Here is a 23,366-nt window from a genome sequence, read left to right on the forward strand (position 1 = left end):
TTCACTTTATTCGGAAAAACAAAACCGACGAAGCTTACGCTTCGCCAGTTGGTTTTTGAGAAACCGGTGTCTCACCTGTTGAATCAGACGAGTCGGTCATTTGATCAGGATTTGCAGGATCATTTGGTGCTGCTTCAGTCGTACCGCCTGCTTCCGCTGCACCACCACCTGAAACATCACTACCAGCACTTGGATCAGACCAACCCGCTGGCGGACTTGGCTTTTTGCCGTCCATGATTTCTTTGATTTGGTTCGCATCAATTGTCTCGTAGACCATCAACGCATCCGCCATTACTTCAAGCTTCTCGCGGTTTTCTTCAAGAATTTGCGTCGATTTTTGGTAACAACGGTCAATGATGCCACGCACTTCAGAATCCAGTTTCTTACCTGTTTCAGGTGAGAAATAATTATTCTTGCTGCCCGTCATACTTTGTTGATCGTCTTCTTCGTAGGCAAATGCACCTAACTCCGCAGACAGTCCCCATTTAGTTACCATGTTACGCGCTAAACTTGATGCACGCTCGATGTCATTTGACGCACCAGTTGATACACCATCAAAGCCATGAATCATCTCTTCGGCAATTCGGCCACCGTAAAGGCTACAGATTTGCGATTCAATACCACGCTTACTGAGACTGTATTTGTCTTCTTCTGGCAAATACATGGTTACACCTAAAGCTCGACCACGAGGAATGATCGTTACTTTGTAAACAGGATCATGCTCTGGCATCAAGTAACCAACAATCGCGTGCCCCGCTTCGTGGTATGCCGTGTTGCGTTTCTCTTCTTCTTTCATCACCATGGATTTACGCTCAGCACCCATCAGGATTTTATCCTTAGCAAGCTCAAGCAATTCCATGTTAACCAAGCGACGATTCGAACGCGCTGCAAATAACGCGGCTTCGTTGATCAAGTTCGCAAGGTCTGCACCAGAGAAACCTGGTGTACCACGGGCAATGTTTTTCGGCACTACGTCATCTGCCATAGGCACTTTACGTAGGTGAACTTTAAGAATTTGTTCACGACCACGAATGTCTGGCAAACCCACCATAACTTGTCGGTCAAAACGACCAGGACGAAGCAATGCAGGGTCTAATACATCGGGACGGTTTGTCGCAGCAATGACGATAATACCTTCGTTGCCTTCAAAGCCATCCATCTCAACCAACAATTGGTTCAATGTTTGCTCACGCTCGTCGTTACCACCGCCCATACCTGAGCCACGGTTACGACCTACCGCATCGATCTCATCAATAAAGATGATACAAGGGGCGTGTTTTTTGGCTTGTTCGAACATGTCACGTACACGCGATGCACCTACACCAACAAACATTTCAACGAAGTCTGAGCCAGAAATCGTGAAGAAAGGCACTTTCGCTTCACCAGCAATCGCTTTTGCAAGCAATGTTTTACCTGTACCTGGAGGTCCACACATTAGAATACCGCGTGGAATCTTACCGCCTAGGCGCTGGAATTTGCCTGGCTCACGTAAAAAGTCTACAAGCTCTTCTACGTCCTCTTTGGCTTCATCACAACCGGCAACGTCCGCAAACGTTGTTTTAATCTGATCTTCTGGTAATAAACGCGCTTTAGACTTACCAAACGACATTGGTCCGCCTTTACCACCGCCACCACCTTGCATCTGGCGCATAAAGAACACAAAAATCGCCAAAATTAAAAGGATCGGGAAACTGGCTATCAATAGTTGCGTCCAAATGCTTTGTTGTTCAGGCATACGACCTTCAACAACCACATTGTTACTCAGTAGATCATCCATGATTTTTGGATCAGCTGCTGCTGGACGAACCGTTTCAAAACTGTCACCACTCGAACGCGAACCACTGATGGTGTAACCCTCAATGACCACTTTCGCAATACGACCGTCATGAACCTCCTGTACGAATTCAGAATAAGAGATTCGATTGGTTTCCGTAGAGGTATTAAAATTGTTAAACACTGTCAGTAAGACCGCAGCGATCACCAACCACAATAAAATATTTTTAAGCATATCGTTCAAGAGCACACCTCTTAACGGTTAGTTTACCAAGCGCTGTCACCGCGCTGGCTTAGTAACCTTTAATTTGTCGTCCTAGTAAGCACACTTAGCAGCCTAAGCTGAGAAGTATAGGGTTTACGGGTGACAACAGAACCCAAAGGGCCCTGCATCGATTTCAGGTTCTAAAAGCCAAGCTTTTAAGGACCTCAACAAGAATTCCACTAAGGCGTTATGCCTAGACAGCAATCGTTTCGCTGAGCCAGCCACACACAATCTGTGTCATCAATGACATTGCTACCACAGATATTGGGATCAATGGTTGAAATTACAAGATATAACGCCCGCTTTCCAACCCCTAAAGGTATTTTTTCGTATACCTTAGGTGCATAAGCAGCGTCTTATATCATTTACCATGTCACAATAACGCAGCATTGATAACAGAAATTACGATCTAACTATAATTTCCGATCACTTGAGCGGCATTATACGATAAATTACTCGTAAAACGGTCATTAGTAGGCGTAATCATTCAACCAATTCATTCGTTTCTAACGTCGTTAGATGCTCAGAATATCATCCGTCAAAATCACCGCCCTCTTGCCAAGAAATTTTGACAAAAAGATCGTTCAAATGTTCCGCTTAGATAAGATCGTTAGTTTTTGATCTTACACTGTTTCATCATACCTAATTCACCCGATATTCCGCTATAATATCGCTTAACCTCTGAAGCCTCCAATAAAGAGGGTCAACTAAGATGAGAAATTTTAATTATGAGTCTGACAAACGTTCAAAAAAAGCAATATCGCAACATTGGGCATACACTTAATCCTGTTGTCACTGTTGCAGGCAACGGCCTAACAGAATCCGTTCTGACTGAGATCGACCGTGCTCTAGAAGACCACGAGCTAATCAAAGTTCGCTACAGTGTTGTAGACCGTGAAGCCCGTTACGCGCTGATCGAAGAGACTGGCAAAGTGCTAAAGGCACAAGTTGTTCAGACTATCGGTAAAGTTGCACTATTCCACCGTGCAGCGTTAGAAGCGAACCCGAAGCTATCTAACCTACTTCGTTAAGCATATTAAGATTAAGGTCAGCCACTTGCTGGCCTTAATTTTTGAACTAAAGCGCCGATAAGGTCTCATAATTAAAAAAGTGAGTGCGCGCTATGCTTTTCATCGACACGGTAAAACGAATCAACCAACTTCCTGAACGGGAAGACCACGCCCACTTTCGTCGGCGTCGTAACCGCCCCTCAAATGACAGCCTCACACTCAGTGACGCAGCATCTCATGTTCAGCAAATCACCTTAACGTATGAATATGCCACCGAACTAACCCCTACGGACAGCATTATTGCTAACATGCTAGAAGCTGTTATTCAACAAGTAGATCAGCTTCATGTTCACGTAGAAGCGCTTAGCCATTTCGCACCAGCTAACGACTCTTGGCAACTGCCGCTGCAAACCCCACCCCCATCGTTTACAACCAACGAACCCAGTTATGGTGACAGCGCCAAAGACCTGAAACATGAAAAACAAAACAAAAAAATAGAACTGCATTTATTGGGCGCAGACGGCACTGAAAAGGTGTGCTTATTGACGTTTGTAACACATCACTTATCTGACACATTACGTCAAGCGCTGATCAAGCTATCGCCTAAGCAAACACTGCATACACCCTACTCTGCAGAGCAACTTGAGCCTTTACCGCAACAATGGTTATTTGAAATTGACCAAGATGGTGAAGCAGAACCTTTAGAAGATTTATACCTTAGCGGATCGGCGCCCAAAGCGGATTACGACGTAAGCTTCGCAGGATTGCAAATATGGTTTGAGCGACAAAACGATGCACTGCCATTACTTATCAGTGATGTGACACTGGGCTATATTTACATCGGCAATTACGAAGCCTACGGGCATGATGCCAACGCACCAGAAGAAAGCAATACGTCTTCTGGTACATTAGACACCCGCGCCTAGTCATACATTATGAACGGACGAGCTTATCTCGCTTTAACTTGCGACGAGACAACCACCAAGCGACCAATGTCACCAAGGATACAATCAAGATAATCAGCGTCGCTAATGCGTTAATTTTAGGTGACACCCCTAAACGAACAGAGCTAAACACTTCAATCGGTAACGTCGTGGCTCCTGGACCCGATACAAAACTCGCTATCACCACATCGTCTAACGATAACGTAAATGCCAACAACCAAGCCGACACCAACGCTGGCATGATAATTGGTAAGGTAATCTGCACAAAAGCTTTAACGGGCGCCGCGCCTAAATCCATAGCAGCTTCGACAAAAGAACGGTCCAACTCCTTCAAGCGCGAGCTAATAACCACCGTCGCGTATGCCGTACCGAAGGTTGCATGGGCGATCCATATAGTGAACAAACCACGTTCTTGAGGCCATCCTAATACATCTGTCATCGATACAAACATCAGTAAAAGCGATAAGCCAATGATCACATCGGGCATTACCAAAGGCGCTGCGACAAGGCTGTGCAACATCGAGCGACCACGAAAGCGTCCAAAACGTGTCAGTGCCACAGAGGCCAAAACCCCCAAGCAAACAGCCGTATTAGCGCTCCAAAATGCCACTTCCAAACTGCGCCATACGGCAGCCATTAGGCCTTCATCACGGAATAACTCGCCGTACCACTTGGTTGACCAACCCGCCCATACGGTCACTAAGCGGGAACTGTTGAATGAATAAATCACCAAACTCAGCATCGGCAGGTATAGGAATGCCATGCCAAACCAAAACATCACACTAGAGAAGCGAATAGGCTGTTTCATTTACCTTCCTCCCATTCTTTCTCTTGATACTTTCTAAAGAAATGAATCGGCAACATTAAGAGCAACAACATAATCAAAGCCAACGATGACGCCAGCGGCCAATCGCGATTATTAAAAAACTCTTGCCACAACACTTTACCAATCACAATCGAATTAGTACCACCGAGCAACTCAGGAATCACATACTCGCCCACCACAGGAATAAACACCAACATGCACCCTGCAATAATACCGTTGCGCGATAGTGGGAAGGTGATTCGCCAAAACGACTGCAGCCAGCGCGCACCAAGGTCTTGTGACGCCTCAATCAAGCTGTTATCGTGCTTAACAAGATTGGCATATAGCGGCAATATCATAAACGGCAAGTACGCATACACAATGCCTATGTAGACCGCCACATTGGTATTTAAGATGGCTAATGGCTGATCCACTACACCAAGCCACATAAGAGCATTATTTAAAATACCGTTACTTTTCAAAATACCGATCCACGCGTAAATACGAATCAAGAACGATGTCCATGACGGCAGCAGTATCAATAACAATAGGACGGTTTGCGTAGAAGGCTTAGCTCGGGCAATGTGGTACGCCATAGGGTAACCAATAAGCAAGCATAAAAACGTCGATATCGCGGCCATCTTTAAACTGTTCAGATAGGCAGTCAGATACAACGCATCTTCGGTTAAGAAAATAAAGTTGCCAAAATACACATGCAGATCAAACGCGTCATCCGCCATAGTTAACAGCTGCGTGTATGGCGGAATCGCGATCGCCGATTCCGCAAAGGCTATTTTTAAGACAATCAAAAATGGCAACGCAAAAAACAACATCAGCCATAAGGTTGGAACGGCAATAACCCAGCGTTTACCGTGCTCAGCATGGCGCTTTAGACGCTCAGTGACTTTCTTCATGGACGCAACACCAGACCACTGTCATCAGACCAATAAACGTAAACTTGCTCTTCCCACGTAGGTTGATCAGCAAAACGATCAGAGTTCACCATGAAAGAGTAAAGGATTTTGCCATTATTTAAACGGATATGATAAACCGAGTGCCCTCCAAGATAAGCAATGTCATGTACAACGCCACGACACCAGTTGTACTCACCTTGTGGCTGATCACGGGAAATCAGCGTTTTTTCAGGACGAACCGCAAACACCACGTGTTTGTCTTCAATCGCCGTAGTAACGCCATAGGAAACGTACAACTGGTTGTTAATTTCTTCTGAATCAATTACTGCATGATCTTGTGCGTCAACGGTAATCGCACCTCGGAACAAATTCATGCTACCAATAAACTCTGCCGCCTGAAGGCTGTTCGGCGCTTCATAGATATCTCGCGGAGTACCAGACTGCACAATACTGCCTTCTTCCATAATAGCAATACGGTTGGCCATGGTCATGGCTTCTTCCTGATCGTGGGTAACCATGACACACGTCACGCCGACACTTTCGATGATATCCACCACCTCAAGCTGCATACGATTACGTAGTTTTTTATCCAACGCCCCCATTGGCTCATCCAACAGCAAAAGCTTTGGTGACTTCGCCAAGCTGCGCGCTAACGCCACACGTTGACGCTGCCCACCGGACAGCTGCTCTGGTTTACGCTTTGCGTATTTCTCCATGTGCACCAAACGCAGCATCTGCACAACTTTGTCAGCAATCATCGCTTTGGGCATACGGTCTTGCTTCAAGCCATACGCAATATTCTGCTCAACCGTCATGTGTGGAAACAAGGCATAGGATTGAAACATCATATTAATCGGGCGACGATACGGTGCGAGCGAAACAATGTCTTCGCCATCTAAGATAATTTTGCCTGAGTTCGGCGTTTCAAATCCAGCCAACATACGCAGCAAGGTTGACTTGCCTGACCCTGACGCACCAAGCAATGCAAAGATATCGCCTTTTGCTATATCTAAAGAAACATCATTAACGGCGACCACATCGTCGTAGGTTTTTACGATACTTCTTATCTGAAGAAAGTGGCCATCTACGCCATCGCGTGAAAGACTTGGCTCAATCATTTAAAACCCTCAAAGCTAAAAATCATGCCAGCGAGCACCGCCCGCTGGCGATGTGGTTATTGACCGGATTTAATCTTGTTCCATGCACGCGTAATGGTGCGCGTCGTGCGTTGATCCAACACGCTCGGTAACCACAACTTGTCGCGCACTTCTTGTGTCGGAAAAATACTTTCATCATTGGCTACGTCGGCATCCACCATGCCCATAGACGCTGGATTGGCATTGGCGTACCAAACGTAATTCGTTATGTTTGCCGTGATCTCAGGACGCAATAGGAAATTGATCAGTTCATGAGCGCCTGCTGCATTCTTCGCATCACGAGGAATGGCCAGCATATCAAACCACATCAGCGCGCCCTCTTTCGGAATCACATAAAGGATATCAACGCCATTGTTGGCCTCTTCTGCACGGGCAGCCGCTTGCGCCACATCGCCCGACCAAGCAATCACAACACAAACGTCACCGTTGGCTAGGTCATTGATGTATTTCGAGCTATGGAAATAGCGGTAGTAAGGACGCACAGACAACATTAGCTCCGTTGCCTTATTAAGATCCGCTTTATCCGTGGTATTCGGATCAAGACCTAAGTAGTTCAATGCAGAACTGATAATCTCTGTTGGTGCATCCAACGCCACGACACCACAAGATTGCAGCTTTTCTAAGTATTCTTTTTCAAACACCAAAGACCAGCTATCAATCGGAGCATCTTCACCCAAAAGCGCTTTGACTTTGGCTTCATTTATACCAATACCTGTTGTGCCCCACATGTAAGGCACTGAGTATTTATTACCAGGATCAACGCCTTCTAACAAAGACATGATTTTCGGGTCCAGATTCGACCAGTTTGGTAGCGCTGAACGATCAAGCGGCATAAACGCACCCGCCTGAATTTGTTTGCCAATAAAGTCATTCGTGGGAACCACTAAATCAAAGCCAGATTGGCCAGAGAGTAACTTGGCTTCCAGCACTTCATTACTATCGAACACATCGTAGACAACCGATGTACCCGTTTCTTGTTCAAAGCTTGGCAACGTTTCTTCGTCGATGTAATCCGACCAGTTATAAAAGTGCACAACATCTTCTGCTTGAGCAGAGAACGGAACCGCTGCCACTGCCGTCAGGGCCAACGCCGAAACGTAAGACTTAAATTTCATATAACTTCCCCTAGTCGGTTTCATTAAAAAGCGGAGTATCATACGTACCCGCACTCATTAGATAAAGGTCATGCTGTGGAAATTCTAAGCAAGTCCGCTTCAATCACTCGATTATCATGCAATAAGCTTACCGATGACGTCGTTATTGACCTAGCATCACCTCTCACTACCTCTATCATTCAAAACAGCGTCATAACCAGATTGAGGTCATAAAAAAACCCTCGGTGTTACGCGAGGGTTTTCTAAGACTACTGGTAACGCTTTCGCAATGCGAATCCCTATATACTAAAACTCGCACCACAACCACAAGTAGAAGATGCATTAGGGTTAGCCACGGTAAAGCGTGCACCTTCTAAGTTTTCTTTATAATCGACTTCTGAGCCCACCAAGTACTGGAAACTTAACGGATCAACTACCAGCTTTACGCCATTGCGCATCACTTCTGTGTCGTCCTCTTGATACTCTTCATCAAATGTGAATCCGTATTGGAAGCCAGAACAACCGCCACCTGTCACGTACACACGCAACATCAAGCGCTCGTTTTCTTCCTCCACAATCAATGACTGCAATTTTGCTGCGGCAGCATCCGTCATTGAAATAGGGTCAGCTGATTCGACCATTGCTTTCTCCACTAAGGTATCGAGACACCTTTACACCATTAAAATAATGGCAAGATTATCCTCTTAACCAAGTAAATTAGTCAAGTATAGATCAGTGCTCACGCGTTGCTCGGAACTCAACTTCTGGGTAACGTTCTTTTGCTAGGTTCAAATTCACCATTGTCGGCGCAATATAAGTTAAATTATCACCGCCATCCAATGCTAAGTTTGCCTCGCTCTTACGTTTGAATTCTTCGAACTTCTTACCTTCTTCCGCCTGCACCCAACGCGCTGTTGCCACGTTAATATTTTCGTAGATGGCTTCCACGTTGTACTCCGCTTTTAAGCGCGCCACAACCACATCGAACTGAAGAACACCGACCGCACCGACGATTAAGTCATTGTTTTGCATCGGGCGGAACACTTGCACCGCACCTTCTTCTGAAAGCTGCACCAAGCCTTTTAATAGCTGTTTCTGTCGCAATGGATCTTTTAAGCGAATACGACGGAACAATTCTGGCGCAAAGTTTGGAATACCAGAGAACTTTAAGTTTTCGCCTTGGGTAAAAGTGTCACCAATCTGGATCGTACCGTGGTTATGCAAACCAATGATGTCACCGGCAAAAGCCTCTTCAGCACGTGAACGATCACCCGCCATAAAGGTGACGGCATCGGAAATACTGATTTGCTTACCCAAACGAACATGATTCATTTTCATGCCCTGCTTGTACGTACCCGATACCACACGCATAAACGCAATGCGATCTCGGTGTTTCGGGTCCATATTGGCCTGAATTTTAAAGACGAAACCAGAGAATTTCTCTTCTGTGGCTTCCACTTGGCGATCATGTGTCTCACGCGGCATTGGGGCCGGTGCCCATTGCGTCAAGGCATCCAGCATGTGATCGACACCAAAGTTACCCAAGGCCGTACCAAAGTAAACTGGCGTTAACTCACCCGCTAGAAACAGCTCTTGATCAAATTCATTCGATGCGCCCATCACCAACTCAAGCTCTTCTCGTAGCTGCTCGGCCAACTCTTCGCCAACGGCTTCATCTAGCTCAGGGTTGTTCAAGCCTTTTACAACACGTAGATCTTGAATTTTGTGACCCTGACCCGTGGAGTAAAGCAGCGTTTCATCATTATGGATGTGGTACACACCTTTAAATAGCTTGCCACAACCAATAGGCCACGTGATCGGTGCACACATCATTTTTAATTCGTTTTCTACTTCATCCAGAAGATCCATCGGATCACGAATATCACGGTCCAATTTGTTCATGAACGTTACAATCGGCGTATCACGCAGACGCGTTACTTCCATTAACTTACGGGTACGTGCCTCGACACCTTTTGCCGCGTCGATCACCATCAAACAAGAATCCACGGCCGTTAGCGTTCGGTAGGTATCTTCCGAGAAATCTTCGTGTCCAGGAGTGTCCAGCAGGTTAACCAAGCAATCATTGTATGGGAACTGCATCACCGACGTCGTGATCGAGATACCACGCTCTTTCTCCATATCCATCCAATCGGATTTGGCGTGCGCATTGGAACCGCGACCTTTTACCGTACCGGCAGACTGAATCGCACGTCCGAACAACAATACTTTTTCAGTAATCGTTGTCTTACCGGCGTCGGGGTGGGAAATGATCGCAAACGTGCGGCGCTTGTTTACTTCATCAAGAAAATGCTGGTCAGCCATTTAGAAACTCTTTTGTATTCACAAACTCACATGTCGATAAAAAGTCCCTAATGAGGGACTTTTTCACTGCAAGCTTGTTTTGATAATAGGGATTGGACGCTATTTTCGCTCATATTGAGTATATAAACAATCTAGGAACACGACTGCTTGTCATTATTCCCCTTATACCACTTAAACTAATCGACCATATAGACGGAAGAGGCTTGAACCTGCTCTAACAATCGCTTTGCTTGTTCATCAAATTGTGAATCCGGCTTGATGATGTAACTTGCTAATGACACTTCCAATGCTTTTTTTAAGTCATTAAGCTGCACCACTTGCTCTGGCGTTACCGCCATAAATACTTGGCCTTGTAACTGGCTCAACCAGCGGTTAAAAGACGCAGGCGAGTTAAACAAGGCGGCCAAGGTTAATTCAGGTTCCGCAATCATCGCCTTCAAGATATAAGGCGAGATTTCAGCGGTTAACGCACCATCACGGTGCTCCCACACTAAAATCACGGTATTTAAAGCCGGTAGAAAGTTCTCTTCTTCTGCGGACGATAAACTCATTTCAACCTGTTCTTGGTGCTGTGTCAGCCAAGACATGTTTGTCTCAATCAAGGTCTGAGCCGATGCCATGAAAGAACACAGCAACAGTCCTGCCGCCATCAATTTCCGAATCATTCTGAAGCGTCTCCTATAATTGAATTACTAATCTCGATCGTTATGCGCTGCGCCCCGACTAGATGCGCTTTTATTTCATTAAACGCAACTCGGCTTCGTCCAACAGCAAGATCATTGTTGTCTGACATTTTCACTTTGCCGGGCATTAGACACCCCTCGGTATTAGAGTGAAAATTACCAGGGTGAATCAAAATGTATGTACGACCGGGCACGTCTTTCAACTCGAATGCATCAGGATACTTGGGTGAAGAATAAGACGTCACTCGATACGTCCCCTGAGAAATGCGTTGATCCGAGCCTTCCGTTGTGGAGTCGGGGCCACTTGGCTCTAAAATGTACCAAGTGCCCGCTTTGCCACCGATGGTTAATACGCCACGAGTGGCATTGGCAGAGGTTTCTTGTCGATCAAGCTTTATTCGCACGTGAGTGTTATTACCCATACGTAAATCCTTATATATACTGCGCTTTTATACAGCGGCTATGCTAACACCGGATAAGTAGGCCACTAACCTCGACTCACGAGTATTTCGAATTCCTGACACCGCAACACACAAAACTCACAACAAACTGACAATAGAAAATTCATTTATTTAATTTTTTTAATGGAGTATCAAACAACGATCACTATGAAAGAAAAAATGAACACATTATTTAACTAAGACATAGACCTATTGGCTGAATGCATAAAGTGGCTTGATACAGGGAGTCATAAGTAAGAGATGACCTAAAAAAAGTGATCAAATTAACTTATAGTCTTGTTTGATGAGCTACGAAGTGCCGTGTAATTTAAAGAATGGTGCACTTCGAAATTGAATTCTCGGATAATGATTCTTATAGTAGATTTTTGATGATTAACTTCAGAGAAGAGATCACCACCTTCTGATCAAAAAATCATCATCCATGAGCATAAAAGTCATAGGAACTAGATGTAAAATCAGCTGCTTGGACACCTAGCAGAATTATTTCGTTAGTCGCTTCATAAGAGCCGGCATCAGTTGTCAGAGTGATGAGTAAGTTCTCACCAGTCTGCTCTAACTCCATATTCAAAGTGTGTTCATTCCATGAACCGAGTGCGCTGTGTGAGTACCACTGCGGTAATCCACAGCCGCTTCATCGCATTGACCGTAGCCACCGACATGATCACTGATCACTAGGGTGTGCGAACCCGCCGAATGCTCGAAATAGTAGTAAATACCTTCTTCTTCAAACAATCGTGACAAGAAGTCAAAATCACTTTCTTTGTATTGAACACAATACTCGCGTGCAGGGTGTTGGCCCACCAAACGAAAGGAGAAGTCACTAAAACCGTTTTCAGCAAAGACCGCTGAAGCGATTTCTTTTACCGTTTTGAACTGAAAAACCTTGCAGTCACTGGTTTGCGTTAAGAACCAAAACGAAGGCACGACAGCGGCTGTGTAACTTTGTAAATCTTGTAATTTTTTACCATCTTGACGAAAGCTCTGTACATAGCCATTAATATAGCGATAGCTAACGGCTTGAAATAACGCACTGTCATCGGTAAGAGCGATTTTTAGAGTGACATTTTTGCCCACTATTTGTGCTGGCGGGATGTCTTTGAGTAAGGAGTATGCTTCGATCTCAAAGCCAAACAGTGTCGAAACCTTCTCTTCCCCGACCAAACGGGTTAACAGCAGAGCATCTGGCTCCGTATATCATCGTATTTTGTTAACTACAGTTGTAGATGACTTTATCTCGGTCTTTTGTAGCTGCGTTCACTAGAGTCCCAAAATAGTTCTACCCCATCTATTTCAGCTATATACTCATTAAAATTACTATTATTTCTTATCTCAGACAACAGATCGAACCAGTGCTCTGCAGAATAAATAAAGTCATCGATATCTAATTCAAAAGCGTCAATAGGCAACTGTATACGACCTTCAATAAAATCTACACCTTCTTTTAGAAGCAATGTATTATCACCGTATTTATCAGTTATTTCCTTAAATACTGGACTATTTTTAGCTTTATCTAAAACAAGATTGATTTTTTTATTATCGTAGATAGTGCCAGAAAACAAAAAATATATCTCACCCATTATTCAACCTGTATAAAAGCATCTTCAATAATTCAAAAAAATATGAAACTAAGAAAAAAAGTTCATCATAGCTATTAAAAAAAGGTTTTTTTACCGTATCCAACTTTACATTAGATAGACTCCGAATAATTTTCGAAACAGGATAAGCTATACTTTCGCTATCATTAATAACAAAAATAAATTCACAACATCCATGTTTTATTGAAAAATTCATATAAAATTCAGGAGTATAAAAAACACTAAAAAAACGTTCTTTTTTAAAATATTTAATATTAAACCCTTCTTCTGAAAATAGATTTAAAATATAATTTATATCAAATTTCTCAAGTGGGTCTCTTTCAGGGTATTTTTCACAAATCAAAAAATATTTATCAAAAAAACCAACATCTAAAAAAGCTTCTTTAAGATTATCATTCATTTCTGTACCTCATTTTAACACCCTTACTTTCAGCAATCGATTCAAATTTAGATTTATTTAATGAATTAAAATTCCCATCAGGAACCTATAAAATACGATCACCTTTCAACTCTTTACCATTAAGACCAGGATACTTCCTAGAATTTATCTTCGTTCCTGGCGAGTATTTTTTATTAATTTCATCTACATAACCCTCAAAAGTCGATTCTTTGATTTTATCAAAATCGGTACTTTTTCTAGAGACTATTTCTCCTTCAGAATATGAGTCTAATCGCTTTCCATTTTCCAAATGAACTTCATTATAATCATACCATCCCTCTTTTTCAGCTTTTTTATTGAAACGATTACCTCGTGCCATTGGCGAATCATTTTTCCAATAATCTGACTCTGTTTTCCACGAATCTCTATCTCTATAAGCTTTACCTTCAGATTTTTTTACGAGATACATACTTTTGATAACCTTTTTCCAATTCTGGGTCATTAAATTTCCCACCGCCCTCAACATACCCACCATCTTTACCCTCACCCTCTTTCGCCTCTTCAGGATCCTTGTCTTTCTTCGGTGGTTTACTGGACGGTGGGGCTGCGGCTTCAGCGGCCTCTTGCTTGGCCTTGGCTTTCGCACCTGCCCCAACAGCGTCCACGGCTTTATTCGCATACTTCGCTGCCGTTGCTGCTTGTCCGAAGATCGGCAAACAGGCGGCTAAGCTAAAGCCTGCATTTAGTCCATCTCCTTCTATCGCATAGAAGACAGCATTGGCTAAATCAGCAAAGATACCAACCACTGGAATCATTCCTGCGGCATCCAACATTTCATGGGCGCCGACAGACTCTGAAACCGTATCCATAAGACTTGGGCTGTCTGCTTGTGAGGCTGACGCTGATGCAGGCGCGGCTGCGCTGGCGCTGCCTATTTCGCCTATAAAGACGTCAGGCGATCCTGAGGCAATGGCCCCGCCGTGGTTGGTGGGGTCGGTGAGTCGTGCGGCAGGTAAGCCATTGATAAACACACCCGCGGAGCCTGCAACAATGGCACTGCCACAGGCTTCACCATCGGTGACTCGGGCGGAGTTAAGCTTATTGGTAAATACATCGGGTGAGCCCGCTGTAATGCTGTTACGCCCATGGATCGGGCAGGCGTGGGCGTCCGTTATTCGAGCTGCTGGCTTTCCCATATCACAACGCTCCCTTAGTTTAGATCGATTCGAGGACTGCTGAGTTTGATATTGGTCGAGCCTTCAATGGTGATGGTGCCGTTGCTTTCCATTTTGATCATGGTGCCGCCACAGACGAGCTTGATCATGTCGCCCGCTTCGATCGACAGCACTTTGCCCACTTTTAACGTATCGTTTTCGGCATCTCGGAGCTGCGGTCTTTGCCCACCCAGCGGGTTTCGTTGTATTCCACTTCCGTATCAAGGTCTTTTTCGGCATGCACGAAGATCTGCTCTTCGCCCATTTTGTCCTCAAACCTCAACCAGTTGGCATTTTCAGCAGTACCGTCTTTACTGGAACGCGTTAAGATACCACTTTGAGTTTTGTTATCAGGTAAGGTCGGGCGATCCGGGTCGCCGTCTATAAAGTCGACAATTACTTCATGGCCGACGCGCGGCAAGAAAATAGCGCCCCAGTTTTTACCCGCCCACATGGAACTAACACGCACCCAGCAAGAGCTTTTGTCATCAAAATTACTGTCGTCTTCTGCGGTGCGCTGCCACGGAAACTGGACTTTTACGCGCCCCATTTTATCCGTGTAGATTTCTTCACCCGGCTCCCCCACGACGACCGCGTTCTGAGGGCCTTGCATTTTAGGCCACCCCGTCACCAATAGCGGGCGATAAACCGTTTTCGCGGGGATACACTCAAAATGGTTTTCGTAAAATTGGTCTTTTTCATCGTCCGTACCACCCACCGTATAAGAATAATCTTGTGCCTCATGTCGCACGGATAACAACATATAGTCGGATGCTTCACTGGGCGAATCGTCGTGCTTTTTAAGCGTAAACTTGTGGCCCGATGTAAAAGTGCGGCAACCGCTTTCAGCATGCACAATGTCGTGGTGTGCTTCTTCTGCTTCGACACGTAATTTCGCCCAATTTTGTGAGCTACCGCCCCAATCCCCAATGCCGTTGTCTTTTTCGACATAACGCCCTGGGTAGACAAAGTGTTCGTACTGATCCGTACCCGACACCTTCATGCTGGCGGTTTCGGTTTTTTCCGAATAGGCTGAATGGGCTTTCATGGGGCTGTTTAAGCGAAATTTGTAATCGCGATGAGCGTAGGCTCCAGTACGGTATTTAAACTAGGGAACAAGATAAACTAGAAACTGAGGTTTTTGGCTAATTGAAAAGCAAATCAAGTCAGCTGTGACTTAGTGCTAATTAGCTGACTTAATCGAATGTTCACCTGAAGCAGTTAGTCAACTCTTTAGGAATCTACGCCAAATGCTCTTTTTGTGAGAGTATCTAAATCTAATATCTCTGGAACTCCCATTTTTGCCAGTATATCCAGCTGAATATATACATTTTCTTTCTTAATATTTCCTATTATTTTCTCTCCACCCAAAAATAGCGCAGGAGCAAATGTAAACATCTCATCAGCCTTAAGAGGCCCATATTTCTTAACAGCCTGATTAAATATTCCCCCCCCAGTTTCAGCGTCTTTCAAATCAATATCTTCAGGAGACTTTGAACCAAAGAAAAACTGCACAGCTTTGTTTTCCTGTCCTTTTGATATAAGATCAGGATACCCGTCTGTTTTATATAAACATGAATCCTTAGATTCTATTATGTATGAGTCTCCCGCTTTCTCTCCCCATAAAAAAAGATCACCAAATCCAGATCGTGCAATAACATGAAAGCTATCTTCCTTGAAAGCTTCAGTCCTATGAATCCATTCAGTCATTAAGTGATGATAATCATCTGGATTGACTAACGAAAACAATCCTTTTTTAAAGGTACAAAACCCATACTCTCTCCAATATATAAATAGCTGTTCAGGTAGTTTACCTCTATATTTTTCAAAAACTTTATCAGGGACTGCCTCAGAAAATTCAGGCAAGCCAAACTTTTCTAAAAAATAATCAAATTCTTCATCTGGTTTATATGACATAGCTCATCCTCTAAATCTATTTACATCGTTCTAATTCAACATTCATCTTGGCATCACGACCATGCGTCTCAGCTGCTTCCTCTGCGGCACGATCCATGCCTGCAACTCTAGCCTTCCATTGCGAACCTAGAGATGAGTTAACATTTGTATTTCCAACTCGCTTAATGTCTTTATCATGCCCTCCTGCAATCATATCAGGGTCATGCAGTGCAGCAAGTGTATCCATTTTCTCTTTAACTGCTTTTTTTGCAATCTTGTCAGCTTCCCTTGAAGAGAGACCTCTATTTTGCTGCGACCGTCTTACAGAATCAGTCATCTTACTCTCTAATTTATCTCTTGCATCTTGCTGTGCAGCTGAGCCTTTCGTTAGAATTTCTCGCGCTTTCTTATTTCCATGCTCTTTTATTAAGTCCGTATACTTTTTGCGATTATCTAAATACTCACCAACTGTGAGCTTTGAATCGCCACTAGTTAGCTAGACACTTTTTAGTTAGATAAAATGATCTAATTGAGAGGTATTTATGAGCAAAACACGTTATCCAGAACAATTCAAAATTGAAGCGGTTAAGCAAGTGACAGAAGCAGGCTTTAGTGTTGCTGAAGTCGCTAATCGCTTAGGCACCACCACCCACAGTTTATACGCTTGGATTAAACGATATGGCCCAGAGGCAGAATCGCTTGCAGAGGCCTCTGCTGAGTCGAGCGAGATTCTTCGTCTTCGAAAAGAACTCAAGCGAGTGACGGAAGAGCGCGATCTGTTAAAAAAAGCCGCGGCGTACTTCGCAAGCCACCCAGACTAAGATACGCCTTTATCAGGGATCACTGTGCTGACTTTTCAGTAAGGCGACTGTGTAATCTCTTCGATGTTCATCCCAGTGGCTATTACGTTTGGTTGAAAGAGCCAAAATCAAAACTTGCTAAGGAAAATGAACGGCTAACAGGTCTTGTTAAACAACTTTGGCTGGAATCGGGTTGTGTCTACGGTTATCGAAAGATCTATCAAGACCTGAGATCCTTGAATGAAGCTTGTGGTATTAATCGAGTGCATTATCTGATGCGAAGAGCAGGCCTTAAGGCTCAGGTGGGTTACCGAAAGCCTAGAGCTCGGTCAGGAGAAACACATACGATAGCCAGCAACGTGCTTGAAAGACAGTTTAATCCAGAAAGCCCAAATACAGCGTGGGTTACTGATATTACTTATATCCGAACACATGAAGGCTGGCTATATTTATCCGTCGTGCTCGATCTCTATTCTCGTCGAATAATAGGCTGGAGTATGGGGCCAAGAATGGTGAAGGAGCTTGTTCTTGATGCACTGATGATGGCGATATGGAGAAGAAAACCAAAGCAAAGGGTCACGATTCACTCAGACCAAGGCAGTCAGTTTATGAGCTATGAGCGGCATAGATTTTTGGACGATCACAACTTACAAGCCAGCATGAGTCGACGTGGGAACTGTCATGATAATGCTGTTGCTGAAAGCTTTTTTCAGCTTTTAAAGAGAGAGCGAGTGAAGCGAAAGATTTACTCGACAAGGGGCGAAGCAAAACAAGACATTTTTAATTATATAGAAATGTTTTATAACCCTGTCAGACGCCATAGCGCTAATGATATGTTGTCACCTGTTGAGTATGAGAAACTGTTCGAAAAGATGACTGAGAAGTGTCTACTGAACTAGTGGCGATTCACTCTACCAAATGATCGCATCCCGATAGAGTATACATACAAGCCTTAGGCCTTAGTGCAATATCTAGAGGAGCATTACATACATATCTATATTGAAATTTTTAGGACGCTTAATTACCCTAGATTAGGAGCTAGGCTAACTCTCCAAGCCTTAGCAGATGATATGGAGTAGAATAAGTAATGAAACCCGTTATCAATCACTCTTGGGATCTCACTGAAGGAGAGGCCTTGCAGCTACAAAAAGATCTAGCGACTAGAGTGATCAAAGAAAATCTGCTAGATAAAGTTAAGCTGGTTGCCGGAGTTGATGTTGCCTACTCTAAAGAAAGTGATAAATTAATTTCTGCTGTAGTGATTATTGATGCTGAGACTTTAGAAGTAATTGAAACAGTTACAGCAGAAGAAAAGGAACAATTTCCATACATTCCAGGCCTTTTTTCTTTCCGAGAGTTACCTTCATTAGTAAAAGCTTTTGCGCAACTGAAATCCAGACCTGATTTAATTGTTTGCGATGGGCAAGGCTATGCTCATCCTCGACGGTTTGGTTTAGCTTGCCACTTGGGTGTTATCTTTGATGTTCCCACCATTGGTTGTGGTAAAAGTCGATTAATAGGTGAATACCAAGAACTCGATATAGAGAGAGGCGCGATTGCACCTCTTATTGACAATGGTGAGGTAATTGGTAATGTGCTAAGAACTCAGACCAAAATTAACCCAATTTATGTTTCTGTGGGTCATCGTATAGCATTAACAACAGCAACTGAGTGGATATTAAAACTATCGACTGATTACCGCCTGCCTGAAACAACCCGAAAAGCTGATCAAACTGTTAACTTAGCTCTTAAAACTAAACTGTGATTTCTTGTCCTTTAAACTCAATATAACAATTTGGCTTCGCAAGCTTTAAATTTTTTGCATCTTTTAATTCTAACGAGTTAGAGTTTATGACTAATCTGACCAAATGGTTTAAGTCTTTTAAGTTGCTGAAACTTTTTTTCGTCATTGCAGTATGCAAAACTATGTTTTGAGTTTTATTGAAGCATCCTTTTAAAGACATTATTTTAAAAATATCATCATTAAATGCACTCCCAGAAAGAGAGGCAAAACTTCCAGAGGTTAATTTATATACTGATGTTTTATCAGTATATAGAGGGAGTTTAATTTTTTTGATGACCCTTTTTATTTTCTCAAAATAATCTCCTTCTAATCCAAATGCACTAAATTCTCCGACTGAGTTGAAAGCCAAAGATATAGAGAAAGAATCTCTTTCTGATATTTCAAACCTCTTTAACTGTCCACTATCATGCCATTGATAGATTTGGGAGAAACGTTCTTCAATAAGCTCAACGGAATCGAGTTTACCTGATTGAAAATAGGTGATTTGTGAATCACTCCACCCCCTTACGAAAAAAATCTCCCCTGTACAAAAATCTCCGTCAAACTCTAAAGCAACACCACTAAATCGATTGCCATTCAAACACTGAAAAGCCTCATAGTCATCATCGTTCTCTGCTTCAAGGATATCCATATCAACAACAGTCGTAGTTTCTGTTATGTTTGAAAAATACTGAAAAGAATACTCTTCTTTCCTAAAACCGCTTTCACACTTAAAGGCGTCAATCAGAATGCCATCATTTAGTGAAAAAACTATTCCATTGAAAGGCTCTCCTTTATAAAAAAGCACTCCTTCTATTTCTCTAAGTGCAATTTTATTTACTCTCAACATGCTATTTGACTCCAGTTAGTATGTTTACATGGTTAGAAAGAATTCCACCACAATTAGTACAAGCTGGGAATGGTAAGCCTTGCCCGGACCCAGGGTAGAGCTTTATAGTAGATACGCTTATTTTTGACAAATCAAATCCCAAGGGAGCTTGATTAATCACGTTATTTACAGATTGGACTTCAGCATGCAATCCGGGTATGCCAGCTTGAGTAGGAAATTGCATAGACTTATCTCCGATGTGATCCAATATTCGAGATCTCGTTACTGCATTTAGTGGACTCCCAGAGTCAGCATATAGTTTCTCGACCTGATTTATATAAGCAGTCTGGTCTTCAATTGAGAAGACATCATCATTAATTTGGTTTACACCTGGAAAGTTCTTTACGGAACCAGGTAAATTAGTGAAATTACCAGAAACTATGTCTAATTCATCAATACTCGCATTAGATAAAGCAGCCTGTCTACGTAACTGACCTTTTGTTGAGTTAGAAATTATTTCTGATGCATCGTCTGAAAGCCTACGAGTTAGATTGTTTGAAGCAATACCTTCCTCTCGGATTGTACGCAATTCAGCTTCGGATGTCATAGTCGATAAGTCGTCATGATCCGGCGCGTCAGGGACTTTACTACCCAATTTTCCGGCTTTGATTGCAGGACCTACTCCTTTGGTCGTAAGAAGTTCCGGTATGATGACAGCAACGCTCTTCTCAATGCCTCCCGGTATGCCGTTACGTTGCACGGCTTCATTCCAGCCGTCGACGGCACTGTCGGCGATATTGCTATATACCTCTTTCGTTCGATCCCACTGATCACTAATGGCCGCCGCTTTTTCAGGGTCGCCGGTGACGACACCATAAGCACTTTTGGCAACATCAATAATACTCGGGCCCGCTAGGTCACTGAAACCTTGAGCCATGTCTTTTGTATCTTGCCAGATGTCTTCCCTAGCTTGGGTGCGTGAGGCGTCATCACCGACCATAGGCAGCGCGGCCAATCCGGTAAAAAAACCGTCGCGAATACTAGTCCCTATATCAGTTGCAACTTTCCAAGCCTCTTCGCCCGGCGTGTATTCTGCGGCCTCAGAAGCGGCTGATGCAGGCGCGGCTGCGCTGGTATTCGGTGAGGCTGACGCTGATGCAGGCGCGGCTGCGCCGGCGTTCGGGCTGTTTTTCTTGCCTTTGCGGATGCTAACACTGCTGCTGCCCGCGCTGCCTATTTCGCCAATAAAGACGTCAGGTGATCCTGAGGCAATGGCCCCGCCGTGGTTGGTGGGGTCGGTGAGTCGTGCGGCAGGTAGGCCATTGATAAACACGCCCGCGGAGCCTGCAACGATGGCACTGCCACAGGCTTCACCATCGGTGACTCGGGCGGAGTTAAGCTTATTGGTAAATACATCGGGTGAGCCCGCTGTAATGCTGTTACGCCCATGGATCGGGCAGGCGTGGGCGTCCGTTATTCGAGCTGCTGGCTTTCCCATATCACAACGCTCCCTTAGTTTAGATCGATTCGAGGACTGCTGAGTTTGATATTGGTCGAGCCTTCAATGGTGATGGTGCCGTTGCTTTCCATTTTGATCATGGTGCCGCCACAGACGAGCTTGATCATGTCGCCCGCTTCGATCGACAGCACTTTGCCCACTTTTAACGTATCGTTTTCGGCAATCTCGGAGCTGCGGTCTTTGCCCACCCAGCGGGTTTCGTTGTATTCCACTTCCGTATCGAGGTCTTTTTCGGCATGCACGAAGATCTGCTCTTCGCCCATTTTGTCTTCGAAGCGCAGCCAGTTGGCATTTTCAGCGGTGCCGTCTTTACTGGAACGCGTTAAGATACCGCTTTGGGTTTTGTTATCAGGTAAGGTCCAAGGGGGGACGTTTTCAACGTTGTATACGCTGCCCGTGACTAACGGGCGATCGGGGTCGCCGTCTATAAAGTCGACAATTACTTCATGGCCGACGCGCGGCAAGAAAATAGCGCCCCAGTTTTTACCCGCCCACATGGAACTAACACGCACCCAGCAAGAGCTTTTGTCATCAAAGTTGCTGTCGTCTTCTGCGGTGCGCTGCCACGGAAACTGGACTTTTACCCGCCCCATTTTATCCGTGTAGATTTCTTCGCCCGGCTCCCCCACAACGACCGCGTTCTGAGGGCCTTGCATTTTAGGCCACCCCGTCACCAATAGCGGGCGATAAACCGTTTTTGCGGGGATACACTCAAAATGGTTTTCGTAAAATTGGTCTTTTTCATCGTCCGTGCCACCCACTGTATAAGAGTAATCTTGTGCCTCATGTCGCACGGATAACAACATATAGTCGGATGCTTCACTGGGCGAATCGTCGTGCTTTTTAAGCGTAAACTTGTGGCCCGTCGTAAAGCTGCGGCAACCACTCTCACCATGCACAATGTCGTGGTGCGCTTCTTCTGCTTCGACACGTAATTTCGCCCAATTTTGTGAGCTACCGCCCCAATCCCCAATGCCATTGTCTTTTTCGACATAACGCCCTGGGTAGACAAAGTGTTCGTACTGATCCGTACCCGGCACCTTCATGCTGGCGGTTTCGGTTTTTTCCGAATAGGCAGAGTGGGCTTTCATGGGGCTGTTTAAGCGATAATTGTAATCGCGATGAGCGTAGGCTCCGGTACGGTATTCGTAGCGATGATTCCAAGTATGAATGGTATGCGCGGAGGCGGTGCCTGCACGATAGTCAACAGAGGCTTCTTCGCATTGGCCATAACCGCCAATGTTGTCGCTGATCACCAGTGTGTGTTGACCCGCTTTATGCTCGAAATAGTAAAAAATACCTTCTTCTTCGAATAAACGAGACAGGAAATTAAAATCCGTTTCTTTGTATTGAACGGTGTATTCTCGTTTTGGGTGGTCACCGGTTAAACTCAGTCGATAATCACTGCCACCAAAGCCATTCGATTTTAAAACTTCGTCGGTAATTTGCTTGATGTCTTTGCCTGCGGCAGAGTCATGGAAAATTTTGCAGTCGCTGGTTTGAGTTAAAAACCAAAACTTTGGCACAACCGTAGCAGTATAACCCTGCAACCCTTGCAGAATATGGCCATCTTGACGGAAGCTTTGAACATAGCCGTTAATATAACGATAGCTACCAGGTTTATAATGCCCTTTGTCATCGACTAGAACTATTTTTAGGGTGACGTTTTTACCGACTATTTGGTCTGGTGAGATCTGCTTCTGCAAGGAGTACACTTCAATCTCAAAGCCAAACAATGATGACACTCTTTCTTCACCTGATAATCTTGCTAGCAGCAATGCGTCAGGCCCAAGCGGTGAGTCAATCGCCAAAAGGCGGCTTTTTTGGGAGAAATCAGCCATATACTTCCTTGTTGTTCCTAATTAAGAAATAAGAATTAAACATCCAACCTAAAATGCGCTTTGAATAAACAAAACAAACCAC

General features: G+C 44.2%; 23 protein-coding genes and 2 pseudogenes. 4 read left to right on the forward strand and 21 right to left on the reverse strand.

Features of this window, described 5'->3' with window-relative positions; all coding sequences use genetic code 11:
• Positions 1 to 34 precede the first annotated feature (34 nt).
• Positions 35 to 2,008 (reverse strand): ATP-dependent zinc metalloprotease FtsH, encoded by a 1,974-nt coding sequence (gene ftsH, locus ACPUEK_RS17810; protein ID WP_156489030.1) that lies wholly within the window; start codon positions 2,006 to 2,008, stop codon positions 35 to 37.
• A 758-nt stretch (positions 2,009 to 2,766) separates the two neighbouring features.
• Here ftsH and ACPUEK_RS17815 point away from each other — a divergent pair.
• Both ACPUEK_RS17815 and ACPUEK_RS17820 read left to right on the forward strand, forming a co-directional pair.
• A complete protein-coding gene (locus tag ACPUEK_RS17815; RefSeq protein ID WP_067216728.1) occupies positions 2,767 to 3,069 on the forward strand; it encodes a YhbY family RNA-binding protein in 303 nt (100 codons plus the stop codon).
• A 92-nt stretch (positions 3,070 to 3,161) separates the two neighbouring features.
• Positions 3,162 to 3,974 (forward strand): hypothetical protein, encoded by an 813-nt coding sequence (locus ACPUEK_RS17820; RefSeq protein WP_425641677.1) that lies wholly within the window; start codon positions 3,162 to 3,164, stop codon positions 3,972 to 3,974.
• Between the two features lie 7 nt (positions 3,975 to 3,981).
• Here the strand turns inward: ACPUEK_RS17820 and ACPUEK_RS17825 are convergent, their stop codons facing one another.
• The 17 genes and pseudogenes from ACPUEK_RS17825 to ACPUEK_RS17905 all read right to left on the reverse strand — a co-directional run.
• Positions 3,982 to 4,800 carry an ABC transporter permease subunit gene (locus ACPUEK_RS17825; protein ID WP_067216735.1) on the reverse strand — a complete coding sequence of 273 codons (819 nt, stop codon included), beginning with the start codon at positions 4,798 to 4,800 and terminating at the stop codon, positions 3,982 to 3,984.
• Entirely contained in the window at positions 4,797 to 5,711 is a 915-nt protein-coding gene (locus tag ACPUEK_RS17830) for an ABC transporter permease subunit (protein WP_425641679.1), read from the reverse strand. Before ACPUEK_RS17830 ends, ACPUEK_RS17825 begins: the two co-directional genes overlap by 4 nt.
• The gene (gene potA / locus ACPUEK_RS17835) at positions 5,708 to 6,829 is read right to left on the reverse strand and encodes a polyamine ABC transporter ATP-binding protein (protein ID WP_425641681.1); all 1,122 of its coding nucleotides are present in this window, start codon (positions 6,827 to 6,829) and stop codon (positions 5,708 to 5,710) included. Before potA ends, ACPUEK_RS17830 begins: the two co-directional genes overlap by 4 nt.
• 56 nt (positions 6,830 to 6,885) lie before the next feature.
• Entirely contained in the window at positions 6,886 to 7,983 is a 1,098-nt protein-coding gene (locus tag ACPUEK_RS17840; RefSeq protein WP_425641682.1) for a polyamine ABC transporter substrate-binding protein, read from the reverse strand.
• A gap of 278 nt (positions 7,984 to 8,261) precedes the next feature.
• Positions 8,262 to 8,603 carry an iron-sulfur cluster insertion protein ErpA gene (gene erpA / locus ACPUEK_RS17845; RefSeq protein WP_067032299.1) on the reverse strand — a complete coding sequence of 114 codons (342 nt, stop codon included), beginning with the start codon at positions 8,601 to 8,603 and terminating at the stop codon, positions 8,262 to 8,264.
• Between the two features lie 91 nt (positions 8,604 to 8,694).
• A complete protein-coding gene (prfC, locus tag ACPUEK_RS17850) occupies positions 8,695 to 10,284 on the reverse strand; it encodes a peptide chain release factor 3 (protein WP_425641684.1) in 1,590 nt (529 codons plus the stop codon).
• A 176-nt stretch (positions 10,285 to 10,460) separates the two neighbouring features.
• Positions 10,461 to 10,949 (reverse strand): hypothetical protein, encoded by a 489-nt coding sequence (locus ACPUEK_RS17855; RefSeq protein ID WP_067216750.1) that lies wholly within the window; start codon positions 10,947 to 10,949, stop codon positions 10,461 to 10,463.
• Entirely contained in the window at positions 10,946 to 11,389 is a 444-nt protein-coding gene (locus tag ACPUEK_RS17860; RefSeq protein WP_425641685.1) for a DUF5675 family protein, read from the reverse strand. The genes ACPUEK_RS17855 and ACPUEK_RS17860 overlap by 4 nt, the downstream gene beginning before the upstream one ends.
• Positions 11,390 to 11,992: 603 nt before the next feature.
• The gene (tssI, locus tag ACPUEK_RS17865; RefSeq protein ID WP_425643041.1) at positions 11,993 to 12,604 is read right to left on the reverse strand and encodes a type VI secretion system tip protein TssI/VgrG; all 612 of its coding nucleotides are present in this window, start codon (positions 12,602 to 12,604) and stop codon (positions 11,993 to 11,995) included.
• Between the two features lie 53 nt (positions 12,605 to 12,657).
• Entirely contained in the window at positions 12,658 to 13,005 is a 348-nt protein-coding gene (locus tag ACPUEK_RS17870) for a hypothetical protein (RefSeq protein ID WP_425641686.1), read from the reverse strand.
• A complete protein-coding gene (locus ACPUEK_RS17875; protein ID WP_425641687.1) occupies positions 12,998 to 13,423 on the reverse strand; it encodes a hypothetical protein in 426 nt (141 codons plus the stop codon). The genes ACPUEK_RS17870 and ACPUEK_RS17875 overlap by 8 nt, the downstream gene beginning before the upstream one ends.
• 85 nt (positions 13,424 to 13,508) lie before the next feature.
• Positions 13,509 to 13,871 carry a hypothetical protein gene (locus ACPUEK_RS17880; RefSeq protein ID WP_425641688.1) on the reverse strand — a complete coding sequence of 121 codons (363 nt, stop codon included), beginning with the start codon at positions 13,869 to 13,871 and terminating at the stop codon, positions 13,509 to 13,511.
• Complete coding sequence (locus tag ACPUEK_RS17885; RefSeq protein WP_425641689.1) at positions 13,849 to 14,598, reverse strand: PAAR domain-containing protein; 750 nt, start codon at positions 14,596 to 14,598, stop codon at positions 13,849 to 13,851. The genes ACPUEK_RS17880 and ACPUEK_RS17885 overlap by 23 nt, the downstream gene beginning before the upstream one ends.
• A 14-nt stretch (positions 14,599 to 14,612) precedes the next feature.
• Positions 14,613 to 14,750, reverse strand: a complete 138-nt coding sequence (locus ACPUEK_RS17890; protein ID WP_425641690.1) for a hypothetical protein — start codon at positions 14,748 to 14,750, stop codon at positions 14,613 to 14,615.
• Positions 14,751 to 14,761: 11 nt separating this feature from the next.
• Positions 14,762 to 15,709 (reverse strand): annotated as a pseudogene (gene tssI / locus ACPUEK_RS17895) (type VI secretion system tip protein TssI/VgrG); the annotation flags it as partial.
• A 140-nt stretch (positions 15,710 to 15,849) separates the two neighbouring features.
• A complete protein-coding gene (locus ACPUEK_RS17900) occupies positions 15,850 to 16,533 on the reverse strand; it encodes a GAD-like domain-containing protein (RefSeq protein ID WP_425641691.1) in 684 nt (227 codons plus the stop codon).
• 16 nt (positions 16,534 to 16,549) lie between these two features.
• Positions 16,550 to 16,978, reverse strand: a pseudogene (locus tag ACPUEK_RS17905) (polymorphic toxin type 15 domain-containing protein); the annotation flags it as partial.
• Positions 16,979 to 17,054: 76 nt separating this feature from the next.
• On the opposite strand from ACPUEK_RS17905, the gene ACPUEK_RS17910 reads away from it, so the two are divergent.
• Positions 17,055 to 18,211, forward strand: a protein-coding gene (locus ACPUEK_RS17910) for an IS3 family transposase (protein WP_425641692.1) whose coding sequence is annotated in 2 segments (ribosomal slippage) — positions 17,055 to 17,300 and positions 17,303 to 18,211 — 1,155 coding nt in all. Because the reading frame shifts where the segments join, the coding sequence is not laid out codon by codon here.
• Positions 18,212 to 18,399: 188 nt separating this feature from the next.
• Positions 18,400 to 19,077: a deoxyribonuclease V gene (gene nfi, locus ACPUEK_RS17915; RefSeq protein ID WP_425641693.1), complete on the forward strand. Its 678-nt coding sequence runs from the start codon at positions 18,400 to 18,402 to the stop codon at positions 19,075 to 19,077.
• Here nfi and ACPUEK_RS17920 read toward each other — a convergent pair.
• From ACPUEK_RS17920 to ACPUEK_RS17930, 3 genes are read right to left on the reverse strand one after another with little or no spacing between them, the layout of a single operon-like run.
• Positions 19,067 to 19,945, reverse strand: a complete 879-nt coding sequence (locus tag ACPUEK_RS17920; RefSeq protein WP_425641694.1) for a hypothetical protein — start codon at positions 19,943 to 19,945, stop codon at positions 19,067 to 19,069. The genes nfi and ACPUEK_RS17920 overlap by 11 nt on opposite strands.
• Position 19,946: 1 nt before the next feature.
• Positions 19,947 to 21,422: a YwqJ-related putative deaminase gene (locus tag ACPUEK_RS17925; RefSeq protein WP_425641695.1), complete on the reverse strand. Its 1,476-nt coding sequence runs from the start codon at positions 21,420 to 21,422 to the stop codon at positions 19,947 to 19,949.
• Between the two features lie 14 nt (positions 21,423 to 21,436).
• A complete protein-coding gene (locus ACPUEK_RS17930) occupies positions 21,437 to 23,284 on the reverse strand; it encodes a type VI secretion system Vgr family protein (RefSeq protein WP_425641696.1) in 1,848 nt (615 codons plus the stop codon).
• Positions 23,285 to 23,366: the final 82 nt, after the last annotated feature.

The organism is Marinomonas gallaica, assembly GCF_049821165.1.
In the GTDB taxonomy this organism is placed as follows: Bacteria; Pseudomonadota; Gammaproteobacteria; order Pseudomonadales; family Marinomonadaceae; genus Marinomonas; species Marinomonas gallaica.

What these genes read in the sequence shown, in the direction of transcription:
- ACPUEK_RS17860 (WP_425641685.1), bottom strand. Translation starts at nt 11,389, where the DNA reads ATGGGTAATAACACTCACGTGCGAATAAAGCTTGATCGACAAGAAACC.
- ACPUEK_RS17855 (WP_067216750.1), bottom strand. Translation starts at nt 10,949, where the DNA reads ATGATTCGGAAATTGATGGCGGCAGGACTGTTGCTGTGTTCTTTCATG.
- ACPUEK_RS17830 (WP_425641679.1), bottom strand. Translation starts at nt 5,711, where the DNA reads ATGAAGAAAGTCACTGAGCGTCTAAAGCGCCATGCTGAGCACGGTAAA.
- prfC (WP_425641684.1), bottom strand. Translation starts at nt 10,284, where the DNA reads ATGGCTGACCAGCATTTTCTTGATGAAGTAAACAAGCGCCGCACGTTT.
- ACPUEK_RS17870 (WP_425641686.1), bottom strand. Translation starts at nt 13,005, where the DNA reads ATGGGTGAGATATATTTTTTGTTTTCTGGCACTATCTACGATAATAAA.
- erpA (WP_067032299.1), bottom strand. Translation starts at nt 8,603, where the DNA reads ATGGTCGAATCAGCTGACCCTATTTCAATGACGGATGCTGCCGCAGCA.
- ACPUEK_RS17875 (WP_425641687.1), bottom strand. Translation starts at nt 13,423, where the DNA reads ATGAATGATAATCTTAAAGAAGCTTTTTTAGATGTTGGTTTTTTTGAT.
- ACPUEK_RS17885 (WP_425641689.1), bottom strand. Translation starts at nt 14,598, where the DNA reads ATGGGAAAGCCAGCAGCTCGAATAACGGACGCCCACGCCTGCCCGATC.
- ftsH (WP_156489030.1), bottom strand. Translation starts at nt 2,008, where the DNA reads ATGCTTAAAAATATTTTATTGTGGTTGGTGATCGCTGCGGTCTTACTG.
- ACPUEK_RS17825 (WP_067216735.1), bottom strand. Translation starts at nt 4,800, where the DNA reads ATGAAACAGCCTATTCGCTTCTCTAGTGTGATGTTTTGGTTTGGCATG.
- ACPUEK_RS17925 (WP_425641695.1), bottom strand. Translation starts at nt 21,422, where the DNA reads ATGGGAAAGCCAGCAGCTCGAATAACGGACGCCCACGCCTGCCCGATC.
- ACPUEK_RS17880 (WP_425641688.1), bottom strand. Translation starts at nt 13,871, where the DNA reads ATGTATCTCGTAAAAAAATCTGAAGGTAAAGCTTATAGAGATAGAGAT.
- nfi (WP_425641693.1), top strand. Translation starts at nt 18,400, where the DNA reads ATGAAACCCGTTATCAATCACTCTTGGGATCTCACTGAAGGAGAGGCC.
- ACPUEK_RS17900 (WP_425641691.1), bottom strand. Translation starts at nt 16,533, where the DNA reads ATGTCATATAAACCAGATGAAGAATTTGATTATTTTTTAGAAAAGTTT.
- ACPUEK_RS17930 (WP_425641696.1), bottom strand. Translation starts at nt 23,284, where the DNA reads ATGGCTGATTTCTCCCAAAAAAGCCGCCTTTTGGCGATTGACTCACCG.
- ACPUEK_RS17815 (WP_067216728.1), top strand. Translation starts at nt 2,767, where the DNA reads ATGAGTCTGACAAACGTTCAAAAAAAGCAATATCGCAACATTGGGCAT.
- potA (WP_425641681.1), bottom strand. Translation starts at nt 6,829, where the DNA reads ATGATTGAGCCAAGTCTTTCACGCGATGGCGTAGATGGCCACTTTCTT.
- ACPUEK_RS17840 (WP_425641682.1), bottom strand. Translation starts at nt 7,983, where the DNA reads ATGAAATTTAAGTCTTACGTTTCGGCGTTGGCCCTGACGGCAGTGGCA.
- ACPUEK_RS17920 (WP_425641694.1), bottom strand. Translation starts at nt 19,945, where the DNA reads ATGTTGAGAGTAAATAAAATTGCACTTAGAGAAATAGAAGGAGTGCTT.
- ACPUEK_RS17820 (WP_425641677.1), top strand. Translation starts at nt 3,162, where the DNA reads ATGCTTTTCATCGACACGGTAAAACGAATCAACCAACTTCCTGAACGG.